Origin of the sequence: Shewanella schlegeliana (assembly GCF_016765635.1) — a bacterium.
Lineage (GTDB): Bacteria > Pseudomonadota > Gammaproteobacteria > Enterobacterales > Shewanellaceae > Shewanella > Shewanella schlegeliana.
This window is the reverse complement of record NZ_JAESVD010000003.1, coordinates 357,089-383,071: the sequence shown is the minus strand read 5'-3', so window position 1 is coordinate 383,071 and position 25,983 is coordinate 357,089. Positions and strand designations below refer to the sequence as shown.

General features: G+C 46.5%; 21 protein-coding genes and 1 riboswitch. Of the genes, 17 read left to right on the top strand and 4 right to left on the bottom strand.

Annotated features, from left to right (window positions below):
* Positions 1–62 precede the first annotated feature (62 nt).
* A riboswitch (cyclic di-GMP riboswitch) is annotated at positions 63–148 on the top strand.
* A 70-nt stretch (positions 149–218) separates the two neighbouring features.
* The 10 genes from JMA39_RS21290 to JMA39_RS07080 all read left to right on the top strand — a co-directional run bounded on the left by JMA39_RS21290 (position 219) and on the right by JMA39_RS07080 (position 15,148).
* On the top strand, positions 219–2,402 hold the full coding sequence (locus JMA39_RS21290; protein WP_202721132.1) for an immunoglobulin-like domain-containing protein: 2,184 nt from the start codon (positions 219–221) through the stop codon (positions 2,400–2,402).
* A gap of 230 nt (positions 2,403–2,632) precedes the next feature.
* Complete coding sequence (locus JMA39_RS07120) at positions 2,633–3,793, top strand: pyridoxal phosphate-dependent aminotransferase (RefSeq protein WP_202721131.1); 1,161 nt, start codon at positions 2,633–2,635, stop codon at positions 3,791–3,793.
* Between the two features lie 186 nt (positions 3,794–3,979).
* A complete protein-coding gene (locus JMA39_RS07115; RefSeq protein WP_202721130.1) occupies positions 3,980–5,077 on the top strand; it encodes a cysteine synthase A in 1,098 nt (365 codons plus the stop codon).
* A gap of 174 nt (positions 5,078–5,251) precedes the next feature.
* Positions 5,252–6,133 (top strand): AraC family transcriptional regulator, encoded by an 882-nt coding sequence (locus JMA39_RS07110; protein WP_202721129.1) that lies wholly within the window; start codon positions 5,252–5,254, stop codon positions 6,131–6,133.
* A gap of 388 nt (positions 6,134–6,521) precedes the next feature.
* Complete coding sequence (locus tag JMA39_RS07105; protein ID WP_202721128.1) at positions 6,522–8,072, top strand: Ig-like domain-containing protein; 1,551 nt, start codon at positions 6,522–6,524, stop codon at positions 8,070–8,072.
* Positions 8,073–8,355: 283 nt separating this feature from the next.
* Complete coding sequence (gene norV, locus JMA39_RS07100; protein ID WP_202721127.1) at positions 8,356–9,882, top strand: anaerobic nitric oxide reductase flavorubredoxin; 1,527 nt, start codon at positions 8,356–8,358, stop codon at positions 9,880–9,882.
* Positions 9,879–11,054 carry an NADH:flavorubredoxin reductase NorW gene (gene norW, locus JMA39_RS07095; protein ID WP_237732701.1) on the top strand — a complete coding sequence of 392 codons (1,176 nt, stop codon included), beginning with the start codon at positions 9,879–9,881 and terminating at the stop codon, positions 11,052–11,054. Before norV ends, norW begins: the two co-directional genes overlap by 4 nt.
* Positions 11,055–11,137: 83 nt before the next feature.
* Positions 11,138–11,473, top strand: a complete 336-nt coding sequence (locus tag JMA39_RS07090) for a DUF1971 domain-containing protein (RefSeq protein ID WP_202721126.1) — start codon at positions 11,138–11,140, stop codon at positions 11,471–11,473.
* 401 nt (positions 11,474–11,874) lie between these two features.
* The gene (locus JMA39_RS07085) at positions 11,875–12,792 is read left to right on the top strand and encodes a transporter substrate-binding domain-containing protein (protein ID WP_237732699.1); all 918 of its coding nucleotides are present in this window, start codon (positions 11,875–11,877) and stop codon (positions 12,790–12,792) included.
* Positions 12,779–15,148: a putative bifunctional diguanylate cyclase/phosphodiesterase gene (locus JMA39_RS07080; protein WP_237732697.1), complete on the top strand. Its 2,370-nt coding sequence runs from the start codon at positions 12,779–12,781 to the stop codon at positions 15,146–15,148. The genes JMA39_RS07085 and JMA39_RS07080 overlap by 14 nt, the downstream gene beginning before the upstream one ends.
* Before the next feature lie 109 nt (positions 15,149–15,257).
* Here JMA39_RS07080 and JMA39_RS07075 read toward each other — a convergent pair whose 3' ends face one another.
* The gene (locus JMA39_RS07075) at positions 15,258–16,643 is read right to left on the bottom strand and encodes an aminotransferase class V-fold PLP-dependent enzyme (protein WP_202721125.1); all 1,386 of its coding nucleotides are present in this window, start codon (positions 16,641–16,643) and stop codon (positions 15,258–15,260) included.
* 379 nt (positions 16,644–17,022) lie between these two features.
* On the opposite strand from JMA39_RS07075, the gene JMA39_RS07070 reads away from it, so the two are divergent.
* Positions 17,023–17,517 (top strand): peptidylprolyl isomerase, encoded by a 495-nt coding sequence (locus JMA39_RS07070; RefSeq protein WP_202721124.1) that lies wholly within the window; start codon positions 17,023–17,025, stop codon positions 17,515–17,517.
* A gap of 59 nt (positions 17,518–17,576) precedes the next feature.
* On the opposite strand, the gene JMA39_RS07065 is transcribed toward JMA39_RS07070, so the two are convergent.
* Both JMA39_RS07065 and JMA39_RS07060 read right to left on the bottom strand, forming a co-directional pair.
* A complete protein-coding gene (locus tag JMA39_RS07065) occupies positions 17,577–18,245 on the bottom strand; it encodes a YoaK family protein (RefSeq protein WP_202721123.1) in 669 nt (222 codons plus the stop codon).
* A 348-nt stretch (positions 18,246–18,593) separates the two neighbouring features.
* Positions 18,594–19,715 carry a multidrug effflux MFS transporter gene (locus JMA39_RS07060; RefSeq protein WP_202721122.1) on the bottom strand — a complete coding sequence of 374 codons (1,122 nt, stop codon included), beginning with the start codon at positions 19,713–19,715 and terminating at the stop codon, positions 18,594–18,596.
* A gap of 117 nt (positions 19,716–19,832) precedes the next feature.
* On the opposite strand from JMA39_RS07060, the gene JMA39_RS07055 reads away from it, so the two are divergent.
* Positions 19,833–20,633, top strand: a complete 801-nt coding sequence (locus tag JMA39_RS07055) for an AraC family transcriptional regulator (protein WP_202721121.1) — start codon at positions 19,833–19,835, stop codon at positions 20,631–20,633.
* Positions 20,634–20,647: 14 nt separating this feature from the next.
* Here the strand turns inward: JMA39_RS07055 and nikR are convergent, their stop codons facing one another.
* A complete protein-coding gene (nikR, locus tag JMA39_RS07050) occupies positions 20,648–21,058 on the bottom strand; it encodes a nickel-responsive transcriptional regulator NikR (RefSeq protein WP_202721120.1) in 411 nt (136 codons plus the stop codon).
* A 186-nt stretch (positions 21,059–21,244) separates the two neighbouring features.
* Here nikR and JMA39_RS07045 point away from each other — a divergent pair, with 186 nt between their 5' ends.
* Genes JMA39_RS07045 through JMA39_RS07025 form a run of 5 tightly spaced genes read left to right on the top strand, consistent with a single transcriptional unit; the run spans position 21,245 to position 25,846 of the window.
* The gene (locus tag JMA39_RS07045; RefSeq protein WP_202721119.1) at positions 21,245–22,768 is read left to right on the top strand and encodes an ABC transporter substrate-binding protein; all 1,524 of its coding nucleotides are present in this window, start codon (positions 21,245–21,247) and stop codon (positions 22,766–22,768) included.
* Positions 22,768–23,745 carry an ABC transporter permease gene (locus tag JMA39_RS07040; protein ID WP_202721118.1) on the top strand — a complete coding sequence of 326 codons (978 nt, stop codon included), beginning with the start codon at positions 22,768–22,770 and terminating at the stop codon, positions 23,743–23,745. Before JMA39_RS07045 ends, JMA39_RS07040 begins: the two co-directional genes overlap by 1 nt.
* Positions 23,735–24,568 carry an ABC transporter permease gene (locus JMA39_RS07035; RefSeq protein ID WP_237732695.1) on the top strand — a complete coding sequence of 278 codons (834 nt, stop codon included), beginning with the start codon at positions 23,735–23,737 and terminating at the stop codon, positions 24,566–24,568. Before JMA39_RS07040 ends, JMA39_RS07035 begins: the two co-directional genes overlap by 11 nt.
* Positions 24,562–25,269, top strand: a complete 708-nt coding sequence (locus JMA39_RS07030; protein ID WP_202721117.1) for an ATP-binding cassette domain-containing protein — start codon at positions 24,562–24,564, stop codon at positions 25,267–25,269. Before JMA39_RS07035 ends, JMA39_RS07030 begins: the two co-directional genes overlap by 7 nt.
* The gene (locus tag JMA39_RS07025; RefSeq protein ID WP_202721116.1) at positions 25,253–25,846 is read left to right on the top strand and encodes an ATP-binding cassette domain-containing protein; all 594 of its coding nucleotides are present in this window, start codon (positions 25,253–25,255) and stop codon (positions 25,844–25,846) included. The genes JMA39_RS07030 and JMA39_RS07025 overlap by 17 nt, the downstream gene beginning before the upstream one ends.
* Positions 25,847–25,983: the final 137 nt, after the last annotated feature.

Below are 25,983 nucleotides of genomic sequence, written 5' to 3'. Positions count from 1 at the left end.
ATTTACAAAATTAGGGTTACAGATAATAATCCGCAAAATAAGATGAGTGCTATTTATGCACTTGATGAAAAAGGCAAAACCTGTGAAAGCAGGTGACGCAAAGCATCCAGCCTAACGGAGCAATTCCTACGGCAGTGGCGCTACCGCAAGTGACACGGGCAGCAGATATTAGCTGCCTGTTTGTTGCTTTTCGATATTGAATGAAAAGGGATGAATTAATGAAATCACTCAAACTTAATCTACTTGGCGCAAGCATCGCCTTGGCAATGGGCGCGGTTTCGGCACCAGCTATGGCCAATGGTGTTGATATGGTTAACCCACAAGCTGGGGTTGTTGTCGGTTACTGGCATAACTGGTGTGGCGGCGCGGGCTATAAAGGTGGTGTCGCCCCTTGTGTGACCTTAACTGAGGTCGATCCGCAATATAACGTGGTGGATGTGTCGTTTATGAAGGTCTACGGCGCAGTCGGCACCATTCCTACCTTTAAACTCGATCCTGAAATTGGTTTAACCGAAGCTGAGTTTATTGAGCAGATCGGCGAGCTCAACCGCCAAGGCCGTTCGGTATTGATCGCCTTAGGCGGCGCCGATGCACACATTGAGCTACGCAGTGGCCAAGAGCAAGCTTTAGCCGATGAGATTATTCGTCTTGTCGAGGTCTATGGCTTTGATGGTCTAGATATCGATTTAGAGCAAGCGGCGGTGACAGCTGCAGACAACCAAGCCGTTATCCCTGCGGCGCTGCGTATCGTTAAAGATTACTACCGTGAGCAGGGCAAAAACTTCTTGATCACCATGGCGCCAGAATTTCCGTACCTGACAACAGGCGGTAAGTATGTGCCTTATATCACTGCGCTAGAGGGCTATTACGACTGGATTAACCCCCAATTTTATAATCAAGGCGGCGATGGTATCTATATCGAGGGGCTAGGTTGGATTGCGCAAAACAACGATAACCTTAAGCAGGAATTTATCTATCATATTGCCGACGCCTTATCTAACGGCACCAATGGCTTTACTAAGATCCCTCACGATAAGTTAGTATTTGGTATTCCAACTAATATCGACGCCGCTGCAACGGGTTATATCAATGAGCCGCAAAAGTTATATGCGGCATTTGAGCAATTGAAAGCGCAGGGTCAGCCGCTACGTGGTGTGATGACTTGGTCGGTTAACTGGGACATGGGGCAAAGCTCTGCAGGTCAGGCGTACAACGAATCATTTATTAAGGCTTATGGTCCATTCATTCATGGTCAAGATATTCTGCCGCCAGAGCCAGATAACGGTAAGCCTATTTTCTCAGGGCTTAGCAACACTCGCGTTAAGCTAGGTGCGCAGTTTGATGCATTAGTTGGTGTGAGCGCTAAGGATATGGAAGACGGAGATCTCACTGCGGATATCCAAGTCGAAGGCTCGGTCGATACTCTGACCTTAGGTTTGTATGCACTGACTTATCGTGTAAGCGATAGCGATGACAACCTAACTGAGCAGGTGCGCACGGTAGAGGTATACAACACTAAGCCTGAGCTTAAGGGGGTCGCCAACGCTAGCGTATTACTGGATAGTGCATTCGATGCATTGGCAGGCGTGAGTGCTATCGATGCCGAAGATGGCGACCTAACGGCGCAAATTAGTGTCGAAGGTGATGTGGATACAGCTAGTATTGGTCAGTACCTACTAACCTATCGTGTCAGTGATAGTGCGGGTCAACAGGTTGAAGTGGCACGAACCATCACAGTAAAAGAACAGGGCGCGGTATGTGATAACGCTTGGGATGCGACTAAGGTTTATCTTGGCAGTGAAACCGTCAGTCACGCTAGTAAGAGCTGGTTAGCAGGCTGGTGGACTCAAGGTGATGAGCCGGGCACCACAGGCGAGTGGGGCGTCTGGAAAGCCCAAGGTGATAGCGATTGTGATGGCGGCTTGCCTCCAGTGGTTAAACCAACTCTTGATGTAAGCGGTATTGCGCCGCGCTATGTGCTTGAGCAAGGCAGTGTGACTATTGAGTTTAGCGCTAGTGTTAACCAAACTATGGTCGTTAATGCCAGTTTAGTACAAGGCAGTACTGTGTTTGCAAGCAGTGAAGTTAAGGTATCGAGCTCTGCTGCTGTCACCTTGTCAGCAACGGATTTAGTGGCAGGTAGCTATGAAGTCGTGGTGAGTGCACCAGAGCAGGAACTGATTCGTCGTACTAGCGTTAGCTTGGTTGAAGAAGATGGCGAGGGCGGCGACTATCCAGCTTACGCGGCAGGTACCCAATACCAAGCCGGTGACGTAGTGACTAACGCTGGTGGCGTGTATGAGTGTCTACCTTGGCCAAACAGTGGTTGGTGTAGCGGCGCTGCGAGTCACTATGCACCAGGTACAGGCAGTGCTTGGCAAGATGCTTGGTTCGCACGTTAATCGTTAATAGTGAATGCTATGCTTGCATAGCATGAATACGCTAAAGCCTCGTCGATGTGACGGGGCTTTTTTACACAATAAAGATACGACTAATTTATTCTTTATTTATATAGACTTAGGTGTATTAAAAAGTGTGATCTTGGCAGCAAATCATGACAGATAGACTAGCGATAGTGAGTAGTTAATAAGAATATCTAGCGTATATATTAATTCAATAATAATAACTAACTATGCAAAAATCTTCTTTTAAGCTAAATCGTCGTCAATTCCTATATGCAGGTGCTGCCGCATCAAGTTTAGCCACCTTAGGTTGTAGCTCAACCTCAATCTCTACAGTAGCAAGTTCGATAGCATCGACCCCGATGAGCACGGATGAGCCGATCCCGCTTAACTTTAATGAAAACCCACTAGGCTTGGCACCTAAAGCCCAGCAAGCCGTTACCGATGCATTGCCCAATGCTTGGCGCTACCCCGATGCGGCCCGTAGTGAGCTGATGGCAACGATTGCCACAAACTTATCTCTGACTGAGTCGCAACTGATCTATGGCAATGGCTCCTCGGAAGTGCTTAAGATGGCGCTTGATGCCCTCGCGCAAAGCAATAGCCAGTTGGTGATGCCAGACCCAAGTTACGGGGTGATAATCGATTATGCCATGGCGCGTGGGATCCCAGTGGTCAAGGTGAAACTCGATAGTGACTGGCAAACCGATCTCGCTCAGATGCAAGCAAAAGTGGCTCAGCATAATGGTCCATCGATTGTGTATCTGTGTAACCCTAATAATCCTACGGGCTTAGTATTACCGCAGAGTGAGCTGAATCAGTGGTTAGATAAGGCATCGAGTCAGCTCAGTTTTATTATCGATGAAGCCTATGTGGAGTATGTCGCTCAAGCTGGGTTTGTGTCTGCGGTAGAACGGGTCAAGCAAGGTCAGTCACATATTGTGGTGTGTCGAACCTTCTCAAAGATCTACGCCCTTGCTGGGCTACGTGTCGGTTACGGCGTGGCGCATAGCGAGCTCATTAAAGCGATGCAGGCGCAGGCCAGTATCGATAATGCCAATCTAATCGGCTGTGTCGCGGCTAAGGCTAGCCTAGATAGTCCGCAGTGGTTAGGGTTGAGTTTGCAATCAAACACTCAAGCTAAAGCCTTGGTATATCAGCAGCTAAGCGAGCTTGGTCTAGGTTATCTACCGAGTGAGACCAATTTTATCTTCCACAAAGTGAATGGCGATAGCGAGCTGTATATGCAACGCATGGCAAAGGTAGGTATTTTGGTCGGCCGCCCATTTAACTATGGTGAAGGCTGGAATCGTCTCTCTATCGGCACACCCGCGCAGATGCAATACTTCTGTAAGACCTTGGCAAAGTTTCGCGAGTTGGGCTGGGTGTAATTAATGGCTGAGTGTCGATAGCTAATCTTAGCGAGTTAATCAGTATTGCGCTAAAGCAATACTGACCTCTGTTAACTGTTTTTGCTAACGACTCTTGTTAACTTAAGTATCATGGAAGCATAGGTTTGGCTTAATTCAAATCTGTGCCTAATATTGAATGAGTATCAGCAGCAGAGATTGCTATCTATGTCAGCCTCCTCAGCCTCCACAAACTCTGAACTTGAGTTACCTGTCACTAAAGGCATTGCCAATAACATCACCGAGCTTATCGGCAATACAGATCTACTGCGCATTAATAGTCTCAGTGAGTTGAGTGGCTGTGAGATTTTGCTTAAGTGCGAGCAGCAAAACCCCGGCGGCTCGATTAAAGATCGCGCCGCCTTGCAGATGGTTCAAGATGCAGTGGCTAGTGGAAAGCTAACACCCGGCATGACTATCGTTGAAGGCACGGCGGGGAACACGGGTATTGGCCTAGCGTTAGTGGCAAAAGCGTTAGGCTTTAAGATGCTGGTGGTGATGCCAAGAGGTCAGGCGCGCGAAAAAGAGCTGATGATCTCCCTGTACGATGCTGAGCTTAAGTTGGTGGATGCCTGTCCTTTTGCTAATCCTGATCATTTTTATCATACGGCTAGGCGTCTTGGTGAGGCTAATAGCGATTACTGGTGGGCGGATCAATTTGAAAACACCAGCAACAGCAAGGCTCACTTTACTCAGACAGGGCCGGAGATCTGGCGTCAAACTCATGGAAAGATCGATGCTCTGGTATCTGTTGCCGGCACTGGCGGCACCATCGCAGGGAACTCTCGTTATTTATCGACTAAAAATAGACAGCTACAAACATGGCTGGTGGATCCTGATGGTTCTGGGATCTATCGCTACCTGAAAACAGGGCAGTATGTCTCTAACGGCAGCTCTTTTACAGAAGGGATCGGCATCATGCGCAGCGTTGAAAATTTTCGCCAAGCAAAGGTTGATAAAGCCATTACCTTGCCAGATGTTGATTTGGTCGCCATTGCGCGACATGTTAGAGCACATGATGGCATAGTGCTCGGTAGTAGTGCGGCACTCAATGTGGCGGGGGCCCTTTATGCGGCGGCTAAGATGGGACCGGGTAACACCATAGTGACGTTTTATTGCGATCTGCCAGATCGCTCCGCCTCTAAGCTCTATAACGAACAGTTTTTACAAGAAAAGGGCATTCAGGGTCAAAGTGAATCCGCTCTGGCGATGTTCCGTCGCTATCAAAAACAGCCGTTATCGGCCATAGTGGAGGTCAGAGGCTAATCGAGGGCAGGTAATCGGTTTAGATTGGGAGCGGAGTTCTATTTTCAATGTGTCTTTATTGATTACTAACTAACGATATTAGATAGTTCACTAAAGTAGTTATTAGCGTTTTATCCCTAAAGTTTGCCTTGGCATGTTAGCGTGGCTTGCAAGGGGACAGATGGCAAGAGATAGATGAAAAGTGTCCCGAGTGTTGATTTTAGAGCCCCAAATATCCATAAAGCGGGTGTCGAAATATTAGATTTAGAGTTGTTCTATACCAAGCTATCTAAGTGTAACTTTTGTCCCTCAAAGCCCCATCGAATTAATTATTTCTGCTTTATTTATATTACTGAAGGGCACGGTGGACACTTTGTCGATTTTAAATATCATCCGTTTAAACCGGGTAGCTTTATTTTTGTCAATAAACACCAAGTACATGCCTTCGATCTGAAGAGTCGTCCTAAAGGTAAAATGATCAATATTACCGAGGACTTTTTAAATACCATTTTAGCTAATATTCGTATTCCCTTTTTCACACCAACTCATCTGGTTAGCTCTCAACAGCCATTGTTAACACTAAGTTCATTGCTGGTCGACACTTGCGATAATCTACTGCTGGAGATCAATAAGGCACAGGAGAGTAAACTGGAAATGCAGTTACTCGTACAACTGCTATTCTCATCATTGCTGGTAGCCTTGGCTGCGGAGAGAGAAACCGATGCTCAACATTTAAGTGAAACTCAAGCGTTTCGCTTTCAACAGTTCTTATTACTTATCGAAAGTCATGCGGCTCATACCCGTGATGCATCAGAATATGCCGAGATGCTGCATATCTCTTATAAATCGCTCAACCAAATGTGTAAGCAAGCCAGCGGGCAAACAGCTAAGCAATTAATTGATGCCCATGCCATTCTTGAGATAAAGCGCCGATTAATTATTAGTAGCGCTAAAATTCAAGAGATCGCTTATGAATTAGGTTTCGATGATGTGACTTATTTCGTGAAGTTTTTTAAGCGTCATACCCAACTGACACCTTCTCAATTTAAAGATAATGCTTCCACCTGCACCTCTTAATCACAGCTTTTCAATCATTTGACTCCATAGTGGGATTGAAGTGCTCAGCAATAAATAGCTGTTGAGTTCACATTGTTGTGACTAGGTACGAAAAACACCATTTTTGGGACGAAAAATCCATTACGCCTAGGTCGTGAATTGACTATTTTCTGTTTTGTAAAATAGAGATAAATGAAATCCACTTTTAAATAAGCTTTGTGCACAGCTTCGATTCGGTGTGATGGTCTTTTGCTGCTCGCATAAAGTGTAATTGATTGAATATTAGGTTTATTTTTATCTTTTTTTATAGAAGAGTCATTTCTGCTTCCGGAAGCTGTGATGACTTTTTAACAGTAAAAAAACATAACAACTTAAATAAAAGTGCAATGATAGTTTTGCAGGGAATATCATGATGAACAATTTAAACGCTTGCTATAAAAGAGTGTTACTCGCGAGTATGGCCACCTTATTGGTCGCCTGTGGCTCTGACAATGATGATGTTGTGACGCCCCCTCCCAGTGATAACACCCCTCCTATAGCTCAACCCACAACGGCAACTGCCATTGTGGGGACTTCAGTAATGGTTGATGCCATTGCCAACGATACCGATCCTGATGGCGATGCGCTAACGCTAACCGTGGTGGAGTTAACCGAAGGCTCTGGTACCAGGGTCATTAAAGACAACCAGTTGCTGTTTACTCCTGAACAGCCTGGTACTGTGGTGTTTAGCTACACGGTTGCCGACCCGCAAGGTGCGACAGATGATTCTACAGTGACAATTAAGGTGTCAGCAGCAACTGAAACGGGTCACTTTGTGGGTACCCAAACCTGTTTAACCTGCCACACCGATAAGGCGACTTTCTTAGAAACAGGTCATAACTTTAAATTAAGCAAAATTGAAAACGGTGAGGCGCCGCAGTTTCCGTTCTCTTCATTAGAAGGCTCGGTTGAGTTACTTTATGGCGCAGATAACAGTGCTGGTACGCCTAATAGCTGGGATGAAGTGAGTTATGTCATCGGTGGTTATTACCGTACAGCCATGTACCTTGATAGCAATGGCTATATTCTGTCGGGGACTGGGGTGCGTGCGATATTACCCGAAAATGGCGAAGACTTTACCATAGACCATATCTCTGGTTATGCGCCAGGTGGTGAGCCAGATTCACATTCATTTGATTGTGGTCACTGTCATACAACGGGCTGGAAAGATTACACCCCAGATTCGCCTTTGAACCCAAATCATCAAGATGGACTCGTTGGTATCGAGGGGACATTTGAGATGACGGGGATTCAGTGTGAAGCGTGCCATGGTGCAGGTGATAAGCATATTAAGTCGCAATCGGCTGATGATATTGACCGTGTTGCTAAGGGGCGTTACACCTCAGACTTACAGCAGGCTGATATGGCGTTTGGTAAAGCGATTACCTGTGCTGAGTGCCACAGTAAGAAAACCAACCGTAAGTTCCCAACCTTTATCAGTGAGCATAACCAAGACTTTGGTGGTGATAGCATAGGTGGCCGTACAATCCCTTATGATATTGGTGGACGAGTTGCCGGTGATGCGCTATTAGGAATGGATGCCAACACTGGGGAGATCACAGGTAAGAAACAGGATATGGCGTGCCATACTTGCCATAATCCTCATCAATCTAAGATCAACAGTGACCAGCCTGGGCATGAGAATGCCATGGTGAAGCAGTGCATCGATTGCCACTATGACAAGCCGTTCACACCTGAGCTTGAGGTGCACAGTTTTGTGGCCAAGTGTGAAAGCTGCCATATGCCGAAGGATAAACACTTCTTCAGAATTAACTTAGATTATCCTGCTGATAGTCCTGAAAACTTCTCGAAAGATGGAAAGTATGTTCAGCCTTGGAATACTTCTAAAGACAGTTGCTCAAGCTGTCATAAAGAAGATTACGATGCCCGCGCAGCCTTAATTGAGAAGATGCACCAGTAATAGAAAAGCGCATTTTAAAGCCTCAACTTATATAAAGTTGGGGCTTTTTTATGAGTTATTTTTGGGTATTAACGAGTAATGCTTATGTTTGAGGTGTTTGTCTTTTTGACTTTATGGTTGTCGTTTTGACATTGATTTCTGTTGTTGAAAAGACAGTCTTATTTCTGCTTTATATTTAAAATATCCAGTAAATCAATGAGGTAAAAAGTTGGCACATTCGCTGCTATTACAAGATCAGGTTTAGTGTAAGTGCACTAATTAAATTTTAGTAATAGGTGGCAATATGACAATCCATGTCAAAAACAATATTCATTGGGTAGGGCAACGCGACTGGGAAGTACAAGACTTCCATGGTACCGAGTACAAGATGACCAAAGGTACTAGCTACAACAGCTACCTTATTCGTGAACAGAAAACTGTCCTTATCGATACCGTGGATCATCGTTTCAGTCAGCAGTTTATTCAAAATTTAGAGATGGAGATTGATCTCCATCAGATTGATTACATCATCATAAACCATGCAGAGGAAGACCATTCCGGTGCGCTGGTTGCGCTAATGGCAAAGATCCCCAATACGCCAATTTATTGCACCGAAAATGCCGTTGATTCGATTGTAGGCCACCACCATCATCCGGAATGGAACTTCAATATTGTTAAAACGGGTGACACCTTGGATATCGGTAACGGCAAGCAGCTTATCTTTATCGAAGCGCCGATGTTGCACTGGCCTGACAGCATGATGACCTATCAAACTGGCGATGCTGTGCTGTACAGTAACGATGCATTTGGTCAGCATTATTGCGACGAGCGACTGTTTAACGATGAAGTCGATCAAACAGAGTTAATGGATCAATGCTTGCGCTATTACTCTAATATTTTAACCCCATTTAGCGCATTGGTGACCGCTAAGATCCATGAGGTATTAAGCTTTAATTTACCAGTAGATATGATTGCAACCTCTCATGGTATCGTGTGGCGTGACAACCCTGCTCAGATCATTCATCAGTACCTTGAATGGGCTGATAACTACCAAGAAGATCGTATCACGCTTTTCTATGATTCGATGTCGAACAATACTCGCATGATGGCCGATGCGATCGCCCAAGGGATCCATGACGTTGACCCCGCAGTGGCCGTTAAAGTCTTCAATGTGTCACGCCAAGATAAGAATGACATTCTTGCCAGTATCTTTAGATCGAAAGGGATCTTAGTCGGTTCATCGACCATGAACAATGTGATGATGCCAAAGGTGGCGGGCATGCTTGAAGAGATCACTGGTTTGCGTTTTAAAAATAAGAAGGCCGCCGCTTTTGGGAGCTTTGGCTGGAATGGTGGTGCGGTTGACCGTATTCATACGCGCCTTACCGATGCTGGTTTTGAAACGACCTATGGCATGAAAACCAAATGGCGTCCCGATGGTAAGGCGATGCGCGAATGTCGCGAATATGGCCAACATATTGCAAAGCAGTGGGCGTTGAGGGATCTATCTGAGCCATTAAAGCAGAAGATCGTTAACCCTGCTCCGACTGCCGAAGCAATCAGTACTCAAGAGGCTGATGACAAAGAGCCTGTACAGCAACAAGCAGCCGTTGAGTCATTCACTCCCGAAGCTGAAGTTGCGATAAGCCCCGAGCTCGATACGCAAAGCATGGTGTGCACCGTGTGTAACTGGGTGTATGACCCTGCTATTGGTGAGCCGAACCAAAATGTTGCCCCCGGTACAACTTGGTCAGATATTGCTGCAGATTTTCTTTGCCCTGAATGTGGTTTAGGCAAAGAGGTGTTTCAGCCTGTTAAGGGGGCTAAATGATGAGTGCTATGGCTCAGCAAACAAAAGCACCGATAATCATCATCGGCAGTGGCTTTGCTGCGTATCAGTTGATCAAAGCGATCAGGCGTAGCGATCCATTAATACCTATTCAGGTCTTTACTGCAGATAGTGGTGATGATTATAACAAGCCAGATCTTAGCCATGTGGTTTCTAAAAAGCAGCTTGCTAGCGATCTAATTAGGGCGACAGGTGCAGCAATGGCCACCGAGTTTGATTTTGAGCTCTGGGCTAATACGAGAGTTGATGCAATAGAGCCTGATCGCCATAGGATCTTGGTGGCAGATCAAGCTTACCCGTATTCCAAGTTGGTATTGGCAACGGGGGCTAAAGCCTTTATTCCGCCTATGTCAGGTAATGCCATCGACAGAGTTGTGACCCTTAACAGCCTGCAGGAATATCAAGCGATAGAGCAAGAACTGACATCGGCTAAGCGGATACTCGTTATTGGTGGCGGCCTGATTGGCACCGAGATCGCAATGGATCTCGCTAGCGCAGAAAAAAAGGTGATTAACGTCGATCCCTGTGATCGCCTTATGGCTAATTTATTGCCTGAGTATGTTGCCATGCAACTGGGCAGGAAGATGCAGAGCTTGGGAGTGGAGCTGGCGCTTAATGATAGTGTTGTTGCGCTTAATCACACTACCGATAGTGCTTGTGGGAGGTCTTCAATCCTTGCCAAGTTAGCTTCTAATCAGCAAGTGGAGGTTGATATGGTGATCTCGGCAGCGGGGCTCATCCCTAATATTGCTCTCGCGCAGCGCGCCAATATTGCCGTTGGCCGTGGAATAGTGGTGAACAGCTATCTGCAAACGTCGGCGACGGATGTCTTTGCTTTGGGGGATTGCGCGGAGATTGATGGCAAGGTGTTAGCCTACCTGCAACCGGCATTATTGAGTGCCAATGCACTGGCAAAAACCTTACTGGATCAAACCACTAAACTGATCCTTCCCGCAATGTTAGTGAAGGTTAAAACACCGCATTACCCTATTCAACTCGGGGGAAACACAGTTGTGGGCGTCCAACGCTGGCAGATGGAGATTGATGCTGAAGGTTGTAGTGTTAATGCGTTAAATGCTGAGGGGACGTTACAGGGCTTTGTCGTTGCCGAGCAACATATGAGTAAAGCATTCTCGCTATTGAAATCACTCTAGCTTTCAATGGGTTTAAACAATTTTGTATTGCAGATGTTGCTGTAAGAAAATCGCTTACAGCAACACATCCAGAGGAGTTAAAAATGAGCCATTTACGCATCCCTAAAAATTGGACAATCCAGCGTTCAACTGCTTTTTTTACTAAGGAAAATGTCCCTGAAGCCCTGCTGAGCCATCATAATACGGCCGAAGGAGTATTTGGTCAGTTATGTGTCATGGAGGGCGTGGTAACCTATTTAGGCTTTGCCGATAGCGAAGCCACTGAACCTGAGTTGAAGGTGGTGATTGAGGCGGGTCAGTTTGCCACTAGTCCCCCTCAGTATTGGCATCGTATTGAGCTAAGTGATGATGCCCAATTTAATATTAATTTCTGGTCAGAGTCAGATAAGTCAAATAAGCCTATGTTTCACACTAAGTAAGCTATGAATTAAATGAGTAAGATAAGAAGTCAGCTTTTGCTGACTTTTCTATTTTCAGCCCTGAAAATCTCTCCGCTTAAGCTGGATCAGCTCCCTTTTTTCTTAGGATTAACGGGGGCGACACTGGCGCTATTCAGGCCATTTATAGACGACACAAATTAGATCTGTTTGTGATGATTTGGTTATCAAGCTAGTTTGTATGCGATTGTTTTATTGTACCTATTCTGTTTTTTACTTGCTATTGATTGATATTTGCTCATGATTTTTAAAAGTGTAGCTTGTGTCGCGGATTTTACATCGACTAACGGTATACTCCACGCTCTAAAACTCTGCCTAAACGGCTATAAAGTCGTGAGATTTTTTTGATGAGGTTGTAAGTGAAATTAAGGTGCGCTGCTATTTTGAACAAAGGCCCGCTGCTGGTACTTTTCTTTTTTTGGGTGTTCGCATCTCAAGCAATGGCAAGGGATTTAGCCGAGATAAAAGCCGAAGGGGTATTACGCCACCTAGGTGTACCCTATGCAAACTTCGTTTCTCAGTACTCTGAAGGCAACAAGGTCACTCATAGTGGCCTCGATATTGAGCTGATGCAAGACTTCGCTCGTCACCTTGGGGTTGAATATCAGTTTGTTCCGGCCACCTGGAGAACGGTTTTTGGCATGCTGACAGGGCGTAACGGGCAGTTCATCAATAATAGCGTGGTCTATGGTGAGCCGGAGCCGATAATTGGCGATGTGATTGCCAATGGTTTTACCATCTTGGATTGGCGTGAGGAGATCGTGGCCTTCTCCGATGATTATTTTCCCTCTGCGGTTTGGTTGGTTGCGCGTACCGAGTCTGAGTTAAATCCAATTAAGCCCAGTGGCTCGGCATTGGATGATGTTTTTATGGTGAAGGAGATGCTGCGCCAGCGAGATATCATCGCCATGAAGCAGTCCTGCCTCGATCCCGATCTGTATGATCTGTACGATACTCAAGCCAATGTTATTTTACCAACCAAGCAATTACAGCTCAATGAGATGGTGCCATTTCTACTCAGTGTTGAGGCAGAGGCGACCCTGCTAGATGTTGCTGATTCACTGATAGCGATAGATAAGTGGCCAAATGAAATTAAGATTATTGGTCCTATCTCTGAAGAGCAGAGAATGGGGGTTGGCTTTCGCAAAGATTCGCCGCAGCTTCGACAGGCCTTTAATCAGTATCTAAAGCAGATCCGTGCAGACGGTAGCTATAACAAGTTAGTAAAGAAGCATTACCCAACAGTATTTCATTACTACCGAGACTATTTTGATAAAGCGGCATTAGATGCCAAAAAGTAACATGACACAGTTCAAATGGTTTAATAGTAAAACCGCTATCATCATTGCTGGCACTCTATTGAGTGCTTACTTAATCCTTATTTTGACCGTCACCAATTTAGGCCAGAGTCGGTTAAAGGAGTCACAGAATAGCGCGCTTAATCTAAGGGTCAGTAATTACACCGATAACTTAAGCTTTTTTATCGATGCCAGTGAAAAGAATATTGCCAACTTGAGCATGAAGCGGGACGTCAGCACCTACTTCTCTAACTTGGCTGCAGGGATGTCGTTGCAGTACGGCTTAGGTTCTAGCTTATTTAGCCTGACTCGAACCATAGATAACTTTAGTCAGTCGAATAAGATGGATGGTCAACTTGTTTACTCTAGGGTGATGATCGTCGGTGTAGGCCAAAGTGTTATTGTCGATACTCAGCCTGAGAGTCACTTTGATATCAGCCAGTTGCCTTTTAAAGAGATGGAAAGTCTTAGCCATAAGATTCATCTTGTTAGAGGTGAGGACGGGCCTATTATTCAGTTACTGCAGACGATTTATCATCAGAACAAGCCTGTGGCAATCTTAGTGGCTAGCTTAAATACTGATCTGCTGATCCGTATGTTGTCGACGCAAGAGCACCTAGATAGTGGTAGCTGCTTAAACTTAGTGACGCCTGCTGGCGACATTGTTGTTTGGAACTCTCTCAATGGCTGTGTATCTGACACAGAGCTTGGCACTACGAGTTACTATAGCGACACCTCAAGGATCATCTACTTTGAGAAGAAGGTCATTGCGACACCTTTTGTATTAGAGAGTTGGTTTGAGCCTGTCAGTGAGCAAGATATTTTTACTTCGGCTTGGTTTATCGCCGCAATCTCCTTATTAGCGCTGCCGGTATTTATGGGGTTGATCTACCTGATGCGGATCAATAACGCCAACTTAGTGCTGCAGACCCAGGTGGAGTTATCTTCTGAACAGCAACAAAAACTGGCGATGCAAAATACTCAATTACATGAAGAGATCACTAAGCGTAAGGCATCGGAGAGTATGCTGGCCTATCAAGCGACCCATGATGAATTGACCAATTTAGCCAATCGTACTCATGGTATGGCTCGTCTGCAGGAGGCGATTCGTAGCGCAGCTGTGGCACAGACACAAATTCTGTTGCTGTTTATCGACCTAGATAACTTTAAGCAAGTTAATGACACCGAAGGCCATCACGCAGGGGATCTGTTATTGAAGCAAACTAGTGAGCGTTTGCTTAAATCTGTGCGTAGCACTGATATCGTGGCACGTTTAGGTGGCGATGAGTTTTTAGTGATAGTGCCAGATATTCAGCACCAAGATTCTGCCAAAGTGGTGGCTAGTAGTATTTTATCTGTGTTTGAAAAACCGTTTCATATCGAGCAGCAAGAATTTTTTGTCTCGACCAGTATTGGTATGTCTATCTACCCTAAAGATGGCGACAATGCCGCAACGCTGCTAAAGCGTGCCGATACAGCGCTATATAGCGTCAAGGACATGGGCCGAAATGGGTTTAGTTTCTATGATGAAAGTATGAACCTTGATGTACAGCGAAACTTTGCTCTGAATGTGCGTTTGCATCAGGCAATTCAACAAGGCGATATAGAGATCTATTATCAACCGATACTGGACTTGAGCAGTCGTAAAATTGTCGCTGCCGAAGCCTTGATGCGCTGGACCGATAGTGAGCTTGGTTTTGTTTCACCAGAGGATTTTATTCCGCTAGCAGAGAAAAACGGTCTTATCCATCGACTCGGTGACATAGTATTGCTTGAGGCGTGTACTCAGGCTGCGGCGTGGCAGGCAATTAGCCCGGTTAAGATTGCGATTAACTTCTCTAGTGTTCAATTTAGATATTGCGAGCAGCTGCAGTCGCGTATCGTCGATGTGTTACTGCAGACGGGTCTACCCGCGAGCCAGCTGGATATGGAGGTGACAGAGAGCTTGCTTATAGACCAAGGTCACGCCTTGATGAAGATGCTCTCTTATCTTAAGCAGCTTGGTGTTGGTTTATCTATCGATGATTTCGGTACGGGCTATTCTGCGCTCAGTTATCTGCAGAGGTTTTCATTTACTAAGTTAAAAATTGATCGTGCATTTATTAATAATATGACCACCTGCTCGTCGGATGCATCCTTGGTATCGGCGATATTGGCGATGGCTAAGTCGTTAAAACTTAAAGTGGTTGCCGAGGGAATCGAGAATGAGCAACAAGCGCTTTTTTTACAGCAGCGTAGTTGTGAGTATGGTCAAGGTTACCTCTTTAGTCGCCCAGTCCCAGCGGCTGAGTTTACTCGGTTGCTATTGCGTGAGCAGCACAGTATTGGCTTGGTTGAAAAAGTAGAACAGGCCAGCTAACTCATAGCGCGATAGCTATCATATCTATCTTCGTTGGTTCGATTTAACGAAAAAAACGGCCCGGTTTGTTATTTATAATAATAACAAACGGGCCGTTCTCAGTTATGGGTTATCTCATTTCGCGATATAGCTGTTTCATCGCCTTAACCAAGCCTTTAACGTCATCGTTATCGTGGAAAAGGTGAGTAGAAATACGCAGAGTATAGGTCTTAACTGTGTCATATGGATCTAAATAGAAAGAGGTGGTTCTAACGATATAGCCATACTCTTCGTGTAAACGGTCACGGAACTCGGTGAGTAGTTCGCCATCATTTAGATCATCGAATGGGTTGAAGGAAGTAAGGCCACTCGATAGCTCACGCACATTTGGAGCGAAGATCATCGCATCTGGGAACTTCTTAGCAAGTTGCTTTTTGCATAACGCGCTTAAGTCTAGAATGCGCTCCTCAATTGTATCACGTCCAATCTGATCCCACAGTGCACAACAGTCGGCTAATGCACGCTTAGCAGGATAGTTATCTTGACCAATCGATTGTAATCTAGCTTGCACTGCAGTGGCTGTTGATGAGCTATTAATAAACCACAGTGGTGTTTCGCGATCGCTCCAGAATTCGAATAGACGCTTAGCGTTGTCACGCACATAAAGGAAGCCTGTCGCACCTGGGCCGCACTGCCACTTATGGCCTGCTCCTGAGTAGAAATCACAGTCGATATCATGGAAATCAAGGTTGAACATACCTGGTGTATGCGCGCCATCGACTAAGGTGACGATACCGTTTGGAATTGCGACCTCTTGGCAGATGCGCTTAGCAGGCAAAGTGGTACCTGTGGTGAAAGTCACGTGAGAGAACACCATCAAACGTACGCGGTTGCCATATAGGTTTACTGCATCGTTAAAGACTTGCACGAAGTCATCAGCACTTACTTCATTGTTTGGCGTGTATACGGGGAGTGCTAATTCAATCACTTCAGCACCATAGCGCTGTGCGACATGCTTTAGTGGTGTTGTAACACCTGGGTGCTCATGGTTAGTGGTTAAAATAATATCGCCATATTCAAATTGCAGACCGTTGATAATGGTACATAAACCATCGGTAGTATTACGGCATAGCACGAGTTCATGCTCATCGGCACCAAAGCTTGGTGCGATCTGCTTAGCATAATCTAAGGTTGGAACATTGCTATTCCAAGGGTTGATCGAGATCTGTTCGTTGGTGCGGTTATAGTCTTTTAGTACGCGCTTTGGCATGGTGCCTGAGGTACCGATGTTCATGTAGGTGGTGCGTTTATTTAGAATAAATTCATTGCGGACTTTATTCCAAAACCCATGCTCAGACCCATGACCATGGAAAGGTTCAATATGATTGTCACTGCTCGCGTGTGCTGTGGCTGGGAGTAAGCTTGTTCCGACTGCTGCAAGGGCAACGCCTGTTGTCGTTTTTAAAAAAACTCGACGTCCTGCGTTGGTTAAGCTTGCTTCAGAGTTTTTGGTCATGGGGTTTTCCTTGTTGTCTTTTGTAATAAAAATAACTAGTTATGTATGTTGTTTGTTTTTATTGGTTGTTTATGGTTAAAGCCTATTCTTTGTGGGCGAATTTTATAGATTTAGCTTGGCTAAAGATGTGATTTTGCCCACGTTTAAAGTTAGCATTTGGTGATTAAAATCCTTATTTATCAAGGCTTGAGACATTATTTTGACGCTTTGTGTTGTATTTTTGTTGTTTTGGTTTTTAATTGGGCAAAAGTTGGTGTTTTATGTTTCATCACCCTAAATGGAAGCTAAAAATATATTTTTGCGCACAACTCATTTTTGCTCTCAACTAAGAGTAAAATGTTCGGTAAGCGTATAAGCACATGAATGAGAGTGTGAGACCATGATTATTTTTACCACCAACTTAGGTGATATCGAGATAGAGCTGGATCTGGAAAAGGCGCCTGTTAGCGCCAAGAACTTTATCAAGTACTGCCAAGAAGGCTTTTATGAAGGCACGATTTTTCACCGAGTGATAAAGGGTTTTATGATCCAAGGTGGTGGTTTTACTGCTGAAATGGAAGAAAAGCCGACTCGAGCGGCGATTGTCAATGAGGCGAATCGTGGCCTTAAGAATGTTCGTGGTAGTATTGCCATGGCACGCACCGATGCGCCTCATTCGGCAACAGGGCAGTTTTTTATTAACTTAGCCGATAATAGCTTCTTAGATCATACCGCGACGACTAATGCGGGCTGGGGCTATGCGGTATTTGGTCAAGTCACTAAAGGGATGGACGTAGTGACGAAAATTGGCCGCGCAAAAACAACTTCAAAAGGCGACCATGATGATGTGCCACGTGAGGCGATTATCATTGAGAAAGTGACGATTAAGCAGTAACAAAGATTGCCTTTTCCCTATAAAAAGCGCCTTCAGGCGCTTTTTTGTTGTCCGTTAATTTAGCGATTAATCGCTGTCTGGATCTTATAGATCCGGTAACTTATCGCCAGTGCAATACAGATAGCTGCAGGAGCCAACAGGGCAAAAAATTGCAGTTTGGCAAAAAGGTAAGCGCCCAAGGTGCCACCAGAGATAAAGCCTGCGATGATCAGTATAAACAGTATCGCTTTACGTTTATCAAACTTCTCACCTTTAAACACGCTACCTAGCATGATGCCGAGGTCGGTGAAAATTCCCGTGACATGGGTGGTACGTACAATTGCACCGCTATAGGTGGTTGCTAGTGCGTTTTGTAAGCCGCAAGCCGCCGATGCCATGTAGTGACCGTAATAGGTGCCCTCTTGCAGCAGATAGATGGCAAACAGTAGAAAGCCCGCCTCGATTAGTAACAAGGTGTCGTAATGACGGCCAAGTTTGACACTGCTGCCGGAGAGAAACGCACCCGAAAGTGCCGCGCCTAGCATAAAGCTGACTAAGATCCCCAATAAGTGAAATAGCACTGTGGGTGACGAGCTTAACAGCTTAGTGCCGACCAAGGTTGCCGTGCCTGAGAGGTGAGAGACTGATTGGTGCTCGAAACCCAGTAAGCCGATAGCATTCACGCTACCCGCGGTAAAGGCTAGAATAAAAGCACCATACTCAACCCATTTAGGAAGTCTAGAAATCACGGTATTGCCTTAGTTGCCCCCAATAGACTGCGCTACTTGAGAGCAGTAAAGTAGGTGGACTATTGAGTCTTGAAATTAGGGAAATGTGGACGTTAAATCCGCAAGACGTACGCTTTTGGACTAAGGTTCATATTTTGCCAATTATCAACATACTAAACTGCAGTATAGATCGCAAAAGTACCGTGAACGCTAGCCAAATTCTGGTTGATCGTATTAGAAATAATGTGAGATCTACAGTACAAACAGATGGAGCCAAAGGCTGGTGTAGTGAGCGGTTAGCAACGCTGCTGTTGAGTCTAAAGCGCCAAGCATCACTAACAACATTAGTGATGCTTGATCTTTGTTAGCTTAACGTTTTTTAAGGCTTACAAGCACGCAGGTAAGTGCGCAGCAAAGCAGGACTTGCGCTAAATTGTGATTAAATGCCGCTAGAGACAAGCCTCCACCTAGTATCAGGTAATAGGTCAAACCAAATAATGCACCAGCAGTGCCGGCCGCATCTTTATAATTGACCAATGCCTGACTTAGAATATTGGGGATTGCGATACCAAAGCCGATGACGGCAAGCATCATTGGCAGCAAAAATAACAGGTTAGATTGGGTCAGATATACGCCGATAGCGCCAACCAGAGCGGTAATACAAGCCAAAGAGATCAGTGTCTCACCTTGCCAACCCTTGCTGATTAAATGCTTATTTGTCGCGCTACCTATTAGCACTCCAATGGCGAGTACAATGCCGCTTGCTCCAAACTGTTTCTGGTTTAGTCCAAGCTGGGTAAACATAAAAGGTGCCAGCGAGTAATAGCTAAAAAGTATCAGGTTAAAGCTGGCAACTAAGATGGTGTTACGCCATATCATGATGTCTTTGCCCATTTTTACTGCGAGTACTCTCAAGGGGCTGGACTTTACTGTTTGACTTTGTGTTTCCGGTAATCGCCAAACACATAGCAACAGCAGGGTAATCGCCAGTAATCCCAGGGCTAAAAACACGCCGCTATGACCTGAAATACTGGCAAGCAAGCCACCTAAGATAAGACCTAGCGCCGGGCTAATCCCAATTCCCATCCCCATAATTGAAAAAACCTTGCCAAGCTCAGGCCCTTCAAAGCAATCGCGTAGCATGGTTTGGGTCACAATTGAGCCTACGGCAGCGCCAAATGCGCTTAAGCTTCGCGCCAGTAGTAGATATTCAAATTCTGGACTGTTGATAGCGATAAAAGAGCCCAACGCGTAGCTCGCCAACCCTAGTAGCATACTGGGTTTTCGGCCAATAATATCGGCTAAACGTCCCCAAACTATGACCCCTAGAGCAAATGCAATAAAGTAGATCGATAGCGTTTGTGAGGCCGCCTGCTGACTGACATTAAAGGCTGTCGCAATGTCGGGTAATACTGGGCTGTAGATGGTTTCGACGATTTGCGGAAACATCATCAAGCTGGTGATTAACCAGATCTCGGGTCTTGTTTTCATAGTCATTCCGTAATGTTTAATGTTGTAGCTAGATTGCGGGAAGGAGTATAGCGATTCGTTAATAGGTCGATTACAATAATAAAGACTAAAAACAGCTGAAATCGGACAAGGTGAGCTATGGCCATTATCGATCATAACCAGGGTTTTAATGCTGATGAGATCACTGCCACTGTCGTCGGGATCGCTGCCGATGTGGGGCAGCATGATTCGGGGATGCACCAGCATAAAAAAGCACAGCTTTTGTATGCGCCGCGGGGATGTATGTCGATAACTTTATGCCTATCGGAGGGGGACAAACGTCAATGTGTATTGCCGCCCACAAAGGCTGCGTGGATCCCTGCAGGAGTAGAGCACTGCGCCAAGATGCGAAATGTGGTGGCTTACCGTTCAATCTATTTTGATATTGAGGCTTTTCCCGCGCTGCCTCACTCAGTTAAGTTGCTTGGGGTTAACCCGTTACTTGGTGCATTGATTGAGCGAATGGCAATGTGGCCATGGGATATGCCGAGTCAGCAGCAGGCGGCGCTTATAGCCCTATTTTCCGAGGAACTTAATTCGGCGGAAGAGCTCAAGCTATCGCTTCCTATACCTACTGATAAACGCTTACAAGCTTGGCTTAAGCTGCTGCAGACTGGGCAGCGTCAAGCCGAGCAGCTTAAGCTGATGGCGGCTGAGATTGGCGCCAGTGAGAAGACGATATCGCGGATTTTTACTAAAGAAACGGGGATGAGCTATCAAGCTTGGCGGCAGCAGTGGCGATTGCAGGCCGCGATAGAGCGTTTAGCCGAGGGGAACAGCGTATCTAGGGTGGCATTTTCACTGGGCTTTGCGAGCGACAGTGCCTTTATTAGCTTTTTTAAGCAGCACCTAGGGAATACGCCAAGTCAGTACTTTAGGGCGGGTCCTCAAGCACTCTAAGGCACTTTGCTGGGCTAAACTACGCCAGCGCGACTTAAGCGTGCCACCTTAACGCCTTTTAGTGCGGCGATTCGATTCACAATGGCGTTAAGCTCCGCCGCTTGCCCCTTAATGATAATTGTCTCTAGGCAGTTGTGATGATCCACGTGCACATGGGTGCTGCACAGTACATGTACTAGATGATTATGTTGGATCTCAATAAGCTTCTCAGTCAGGCCACGTTGGTGGTGATCGAAAATCAGTGTCAGTACTCCAACGACATCCTCCTTACTCTCGTTCCATTGCTTATCGACGAGACGATCGCGAAACAGGTCACGAATGTATTCGGAACGGGACTGGTAGCCTCGCTGTAATAGGTCTTGCTCTATCTCATCAAACTGAGACTGTGGCATCGAAACAGTGAAGCGAATGGTGTCGTTAGACATGGGTAAATTCCTAAAAACTTAATTACTTTGAGTATCTTATAGATGTAAGCAAGATGCACCCTTATAAAAGTGATCTAGGTCAATGATGCTGTATTTAGTCCTTGGAATAAGCTGTTTTACTAAACAATTGGGTGTAGTGTTACGATTCGAAAAATAGTATTACTCAATGGGTTGTGGGTGTTTTTTGTGAAGTCGTTAATTCTATTAGTTCTCTCTCTTTTACCCTTTGCTAGTCTCGCAGACACCGACAGGGTGTTAACCCTTGCCTTGGGGGCCGAGCCGGAAACGGGGTTCGATCCAATCTATGGTTGGGGTAAGTATAACCGTCCGTTATTTCAATCGACCTTGATTAAACGCGATAACGCCCTTGAACTGGCGAGCGATCTCGCGCTGACATGGCGCCTCAGTGAGGATCGTTTGAGCTGGCAGGTAGATTTACGCCACGGGGTGAAGTTTAGTGACGGCAGCGCCTTAACTGCGGCGGATGTGAAGTTTAGCTTCGATACCGCGAAAAACAGCGCATCGCTGCATGACTTAACCAATCTGGACCGAGTCGAGATCTTAGATGACTACAGCTTGCGATTCTATCTTAAGCAGGCTGATATCACTTTTATCGATAACCTAGTTAATCTTGCCATCGTGCCTAAGGCTAGTTATGACGCACAGTATGGTCTTAAGCCTATCGGTTCTGGCCCACTTGCCTTTGTGCGCTGGGATCGAAATCAGCAGCTTATCATGCAGCCCAATCCGTACTATTACGGCCAAAAACCGGCGTTTTCTAAGATCGTTGTGACCTTTAGCGATGAAGATAGTCGCTATGCAAGACTGCGTTCTGGCCAGTTGGATCTTGCTGCTATCGCGCCGCGTTATGCCAAGATATTACCGCCGGGCTATAAGCTATGGAGCATAGATAGCGTCGATAACCGCGGCATTGCCTGGCCTATGGTGCCTGTTCAAGGCGCTGGTATAGGTAATGATGTCACATCCGATGCCGTCATTCGCCAAGCCATTGATATGGCCGTTGATCGTCAGGTTTTAGTACAACAGTTATTAGACGGTTTCGCGACTCCAGCCTATTCGATAGCCGATGGCTTACCTTGGGGGCCGCAGCAGATCCAAGCAAGTCAGCCCGATCTCGATGCCGCTAAGCGCTTGCTCGAACAAAATGGCTGGCAGCTTAAAGCAGGACTGCGCCATCAGGGTGACATAGCGGCTAGCATGACGCTCTATTATTTAGCGGGCGACACGGTTCGGCAGCAATTGGCGTTAGCCGTCGCGCAGATGGTTAAACCGCTAGGCATAGAGATCAAACCTGTGGGCAAAAGCTGGGAAGCGATCTATCTGCAGATGCATAGTCAACCTGTGCTGTTGGGCTTTGGCAGCCATAGCGCCACAGAGGTTAGGGCGGTATACCACAGTGCGAGTCGCGGCAAAGGCTATTTTAATTCCGGTTACTACAGCAATCCACAGGTCGATAGCGCGTTAGACAATGCGCAGGGGGCGGCATCATGGTCTGAGTCACTGCCATACTGGCAACAGGCACAAAGCTTGATCGCGGCAGATCGCCCTTGGACTTGGTTGGTTAACTTGCAGCATCTCTATGCCGCCAATGAATGCTTAGATCTTAGTGAACCCGGTATCGAGGCCCACGGACATGGTTGGCCACTCGCCAATAATATTGAGCAGTGGCGTTGGCAGTGCTCTAAGTGATGAAAAATCTATCTCGCTCGCTATTACACACGAGTCTAAGACTCGTGTTACTGCTGATTTTGGTTATTGTGTTTGCCTATCTGCTACTGAGTTGGTCGCCACTGGATCCGATCAATGCCTATCTTGGCGGCAATGTTTTTGCCGTCTCCGAGGCGCAAAAGTCCTTACTAGAGAGTCAGCTGGCGCTAGATCAAAGTGTAGCTCAGCGTTTGCTGCACTGGCTTGGCGGCTTGATGCAGGGCGATTTAGGTTACTCAAGTCTCTATCAGCAACCTGTGTCGAGTGTGATTGCCGAGCGCTTGCCGATCTCGCTGCTACTCATCGCTCTTAGCTGGATCTGCTCGTTAGTTTTCGGTTACCTGCTAGGGCTGATAGCGGCAGTTTATCGTGGCGGTTGGTTAGATCGCATTATTCAAAAATTCGCTTGGTTAATGGTCTGTATGCCATCGTTCTGGCTGGCGATGCTGTTAATTAGCCTGTTCTCTATTGGCCTTAGCCTGACCCCCGTTTGCTGCGCGGCGCCGATAGGCATGACGTTTACCGAGCAGTCGTTAGCTAGCATGTTGCAACACCTGCTATTGCCCGTCGTAACTTTGACAGCGGTGAGTATGGCGCCGATTATGCTGCATACTCGTGAGAAGGTGATTGATGTATTGCAGTCTGATTATGTGCAGTACTCATTAGCCCATGGTGACGGACTGTCCAAAGTGGTGTTGTTTCATGTGATCCGCAATAGCCTGCTGCCAGCGATTATTTTGCAATTTGCCACCGTTGCCGAGCTATTTGGTGGCTCCTTGATCGCAGAAAGTGTGTTTAGCTTTCCTGGGATTGGGGCGAGTATCGTTAAGGCTGGCTTGGCCAGTGATACCGGCTTGTTGATGGGTTGCACCCTGATCTCGGCGTTACTCGTCTTTGGCGGTAACCTGATAGCCAGCCTGCTTTCGCGCCGCTTCATGGTGGAGGCGAATGATGCATAACATCTTACGCCAACCAAAATTTATCTTAGCAAGCTGTAGTTTATTGCTGCTGGTGCTGGTTGCTTTTTTATGGCCATCACAGGGCGCAGAACTCAATCTGCTGCATAAGTATCAAGCTCCCTCTATGGCGTATCTTTTCGGTACCGACTGGTTAGGGCGGGATCTGTTTAGCCGCAGCTTACAAGCGTTGGCACAGAGCATCTATGTGGGTGGTTTAGCCGTGATAATGAGTAGTGTATTGGCGCTGACTATGGCGATGTTTGCCATCTTGCATCCATATTGTCGTTGGCTGGTGGATCTGCTGGTGGATCTGTTTATGTCGCTGCCGCATCTACTGTTACTTATTTTACTTTCTCTGGCCTTTGGCGGAGCCGAGTGGGGCTTAGTGATTGCCATCGCTTTAAGCCACTGGCCCAAGCTTACGCGGTTATTACGCTTTGAGATGCAGCAAGTACAGTCAACACCTTACTATCGACTGGCGGAGCAGTTTGGCTGCTCTTCATGGCAAAGGCTTAAAACCCATATGCTGCCGCATATTTTGCCTCAGTGGTGGGTTGGCGGCTTACTCCTGTTTCCCCACGCCTTGACTCATATGGCTGCGCTAACTTTTTTAGGCTTTGGCTTAAACCCAGATAGTCCCTCTATGGGAGCCCTGCTGTCTCAAGCGAGCCAATATGTACTCACCGGACATTGGTGGCTAGGTGTGTGTCCTGGACTGTTACTGCTTATCTGCTTACTGCTGCTGTCTTATATTGCTCAGCAGTTATTAGCGGCGCTGCGTCAGGGGCCGCAGACCCATCGTAAAGGAGCCGTGTCATGTTGAGCGTCGATAAACTCAGTATTCAATCGGATGACATCTGCCTGTTATCCCCCTTAAGTTTCTCGATTGCCAAGGGCGAAGTGCTCGGGGTGGTGGGAGCCAGTGGTAGTGGCAAAAGCCTGTTGGCACAAGCGTTACTAGGGCAAGTGCCTAACGGCTTTAACTTAAGTGGTCAGGTGCTCCATAGTTGTGGTGACAGGCGAGTATTGGCGGCGCAGTCTGCTTCGGTACTCGATCCTTTAAGGCGAATTTCATCGCAATTAAGCTATGCCTTAAGCCGTGTGCCCAAAGGCGCGACACGCAAGAAGCGTTTCCCGCTGGCGGCTGATATTACCCGTTGCTATCGCCATCAGCTGTCAGGCGGCATGGCTAAACGCGCATTACTGGCTCAGGCCTGTTGGCAGGCGAGTGAAATCATGATTGCCGATGAACCATGCTGCGGCTTAGATACTCAGGCTGCAGAAACTATCTATCAACACCTCGCCTACTTAGCTCGTAGTGAAAACGTGGCTGTGATGGTGATTAGTCATAATCTAAGACAGTTGCTTACGGTGGCTGACCGCATCTTGGTGCTGCGTGATGGCAAGTTGGTTGAGATCACCACCAGTGCCCATATTCACAGTGGCAACTGTGACAGCTACACACAAAGTCTGTGGGCGGCGCTGCCGGAGCATTGGGGGCGAACAAATGCTAACGCTGCGTAATGGTTATCTGCATAGGCATAGTCAAAGCATTCAGTTTCCCGATCTCTGCTTGCGGCGAGGAGAGGTGGTGGGGATCTCCGGTCCTAGCGGTGTGGGTAAGTCATCGTTAGCGAGTGTGCTTGCAGGAATGATTACTGCCGATATCGAACTACTCGAGTTGCCGCCGAAGTTAGTTAACCAAGCCAACCCTGTGCAGTGGTTGATCCAGCAAAGTGAGTTTGCCTTTAATCCGAGGTTGACATTAAAGGCCTCGTTAAACGAGAGCTGGAAAGATGATGGCTATCTGCCCTTGTTGCAAGAATATGCTCTAGAGGCGTCTTGGTTAGCGAGGCGACCAAGCCAGTTATCTGGGGGCCAACTACAACGCTTTAATTTGATCCGGGCGCTGGTGCCAACTACTGAGTATCTGATTTGTGATGAGGTGACCGCGCATTTGGATATGGTGACTCAAGCCGAATTCTGGCAACAGCTGCTTGCCTGTGCCAAGCGCCGTAATATAGGCCTGTTGGTGATCTCCCATGATGAGCACCTGCTCAAGGCTATCTGTCAGCGGGTAATTAACTGGCCGCAGGCATAATTAAGTTCACACTTCTCTCTAATCGTTACCATTACTGAGTCATAAACTTGGGCTTCATTTGACGCTTATGTAGCTAACGCTTGTGTAGTTGGCGCTTTTGTAATTAAGTAATTATTTAGGCTCAGCGAATATTTTTG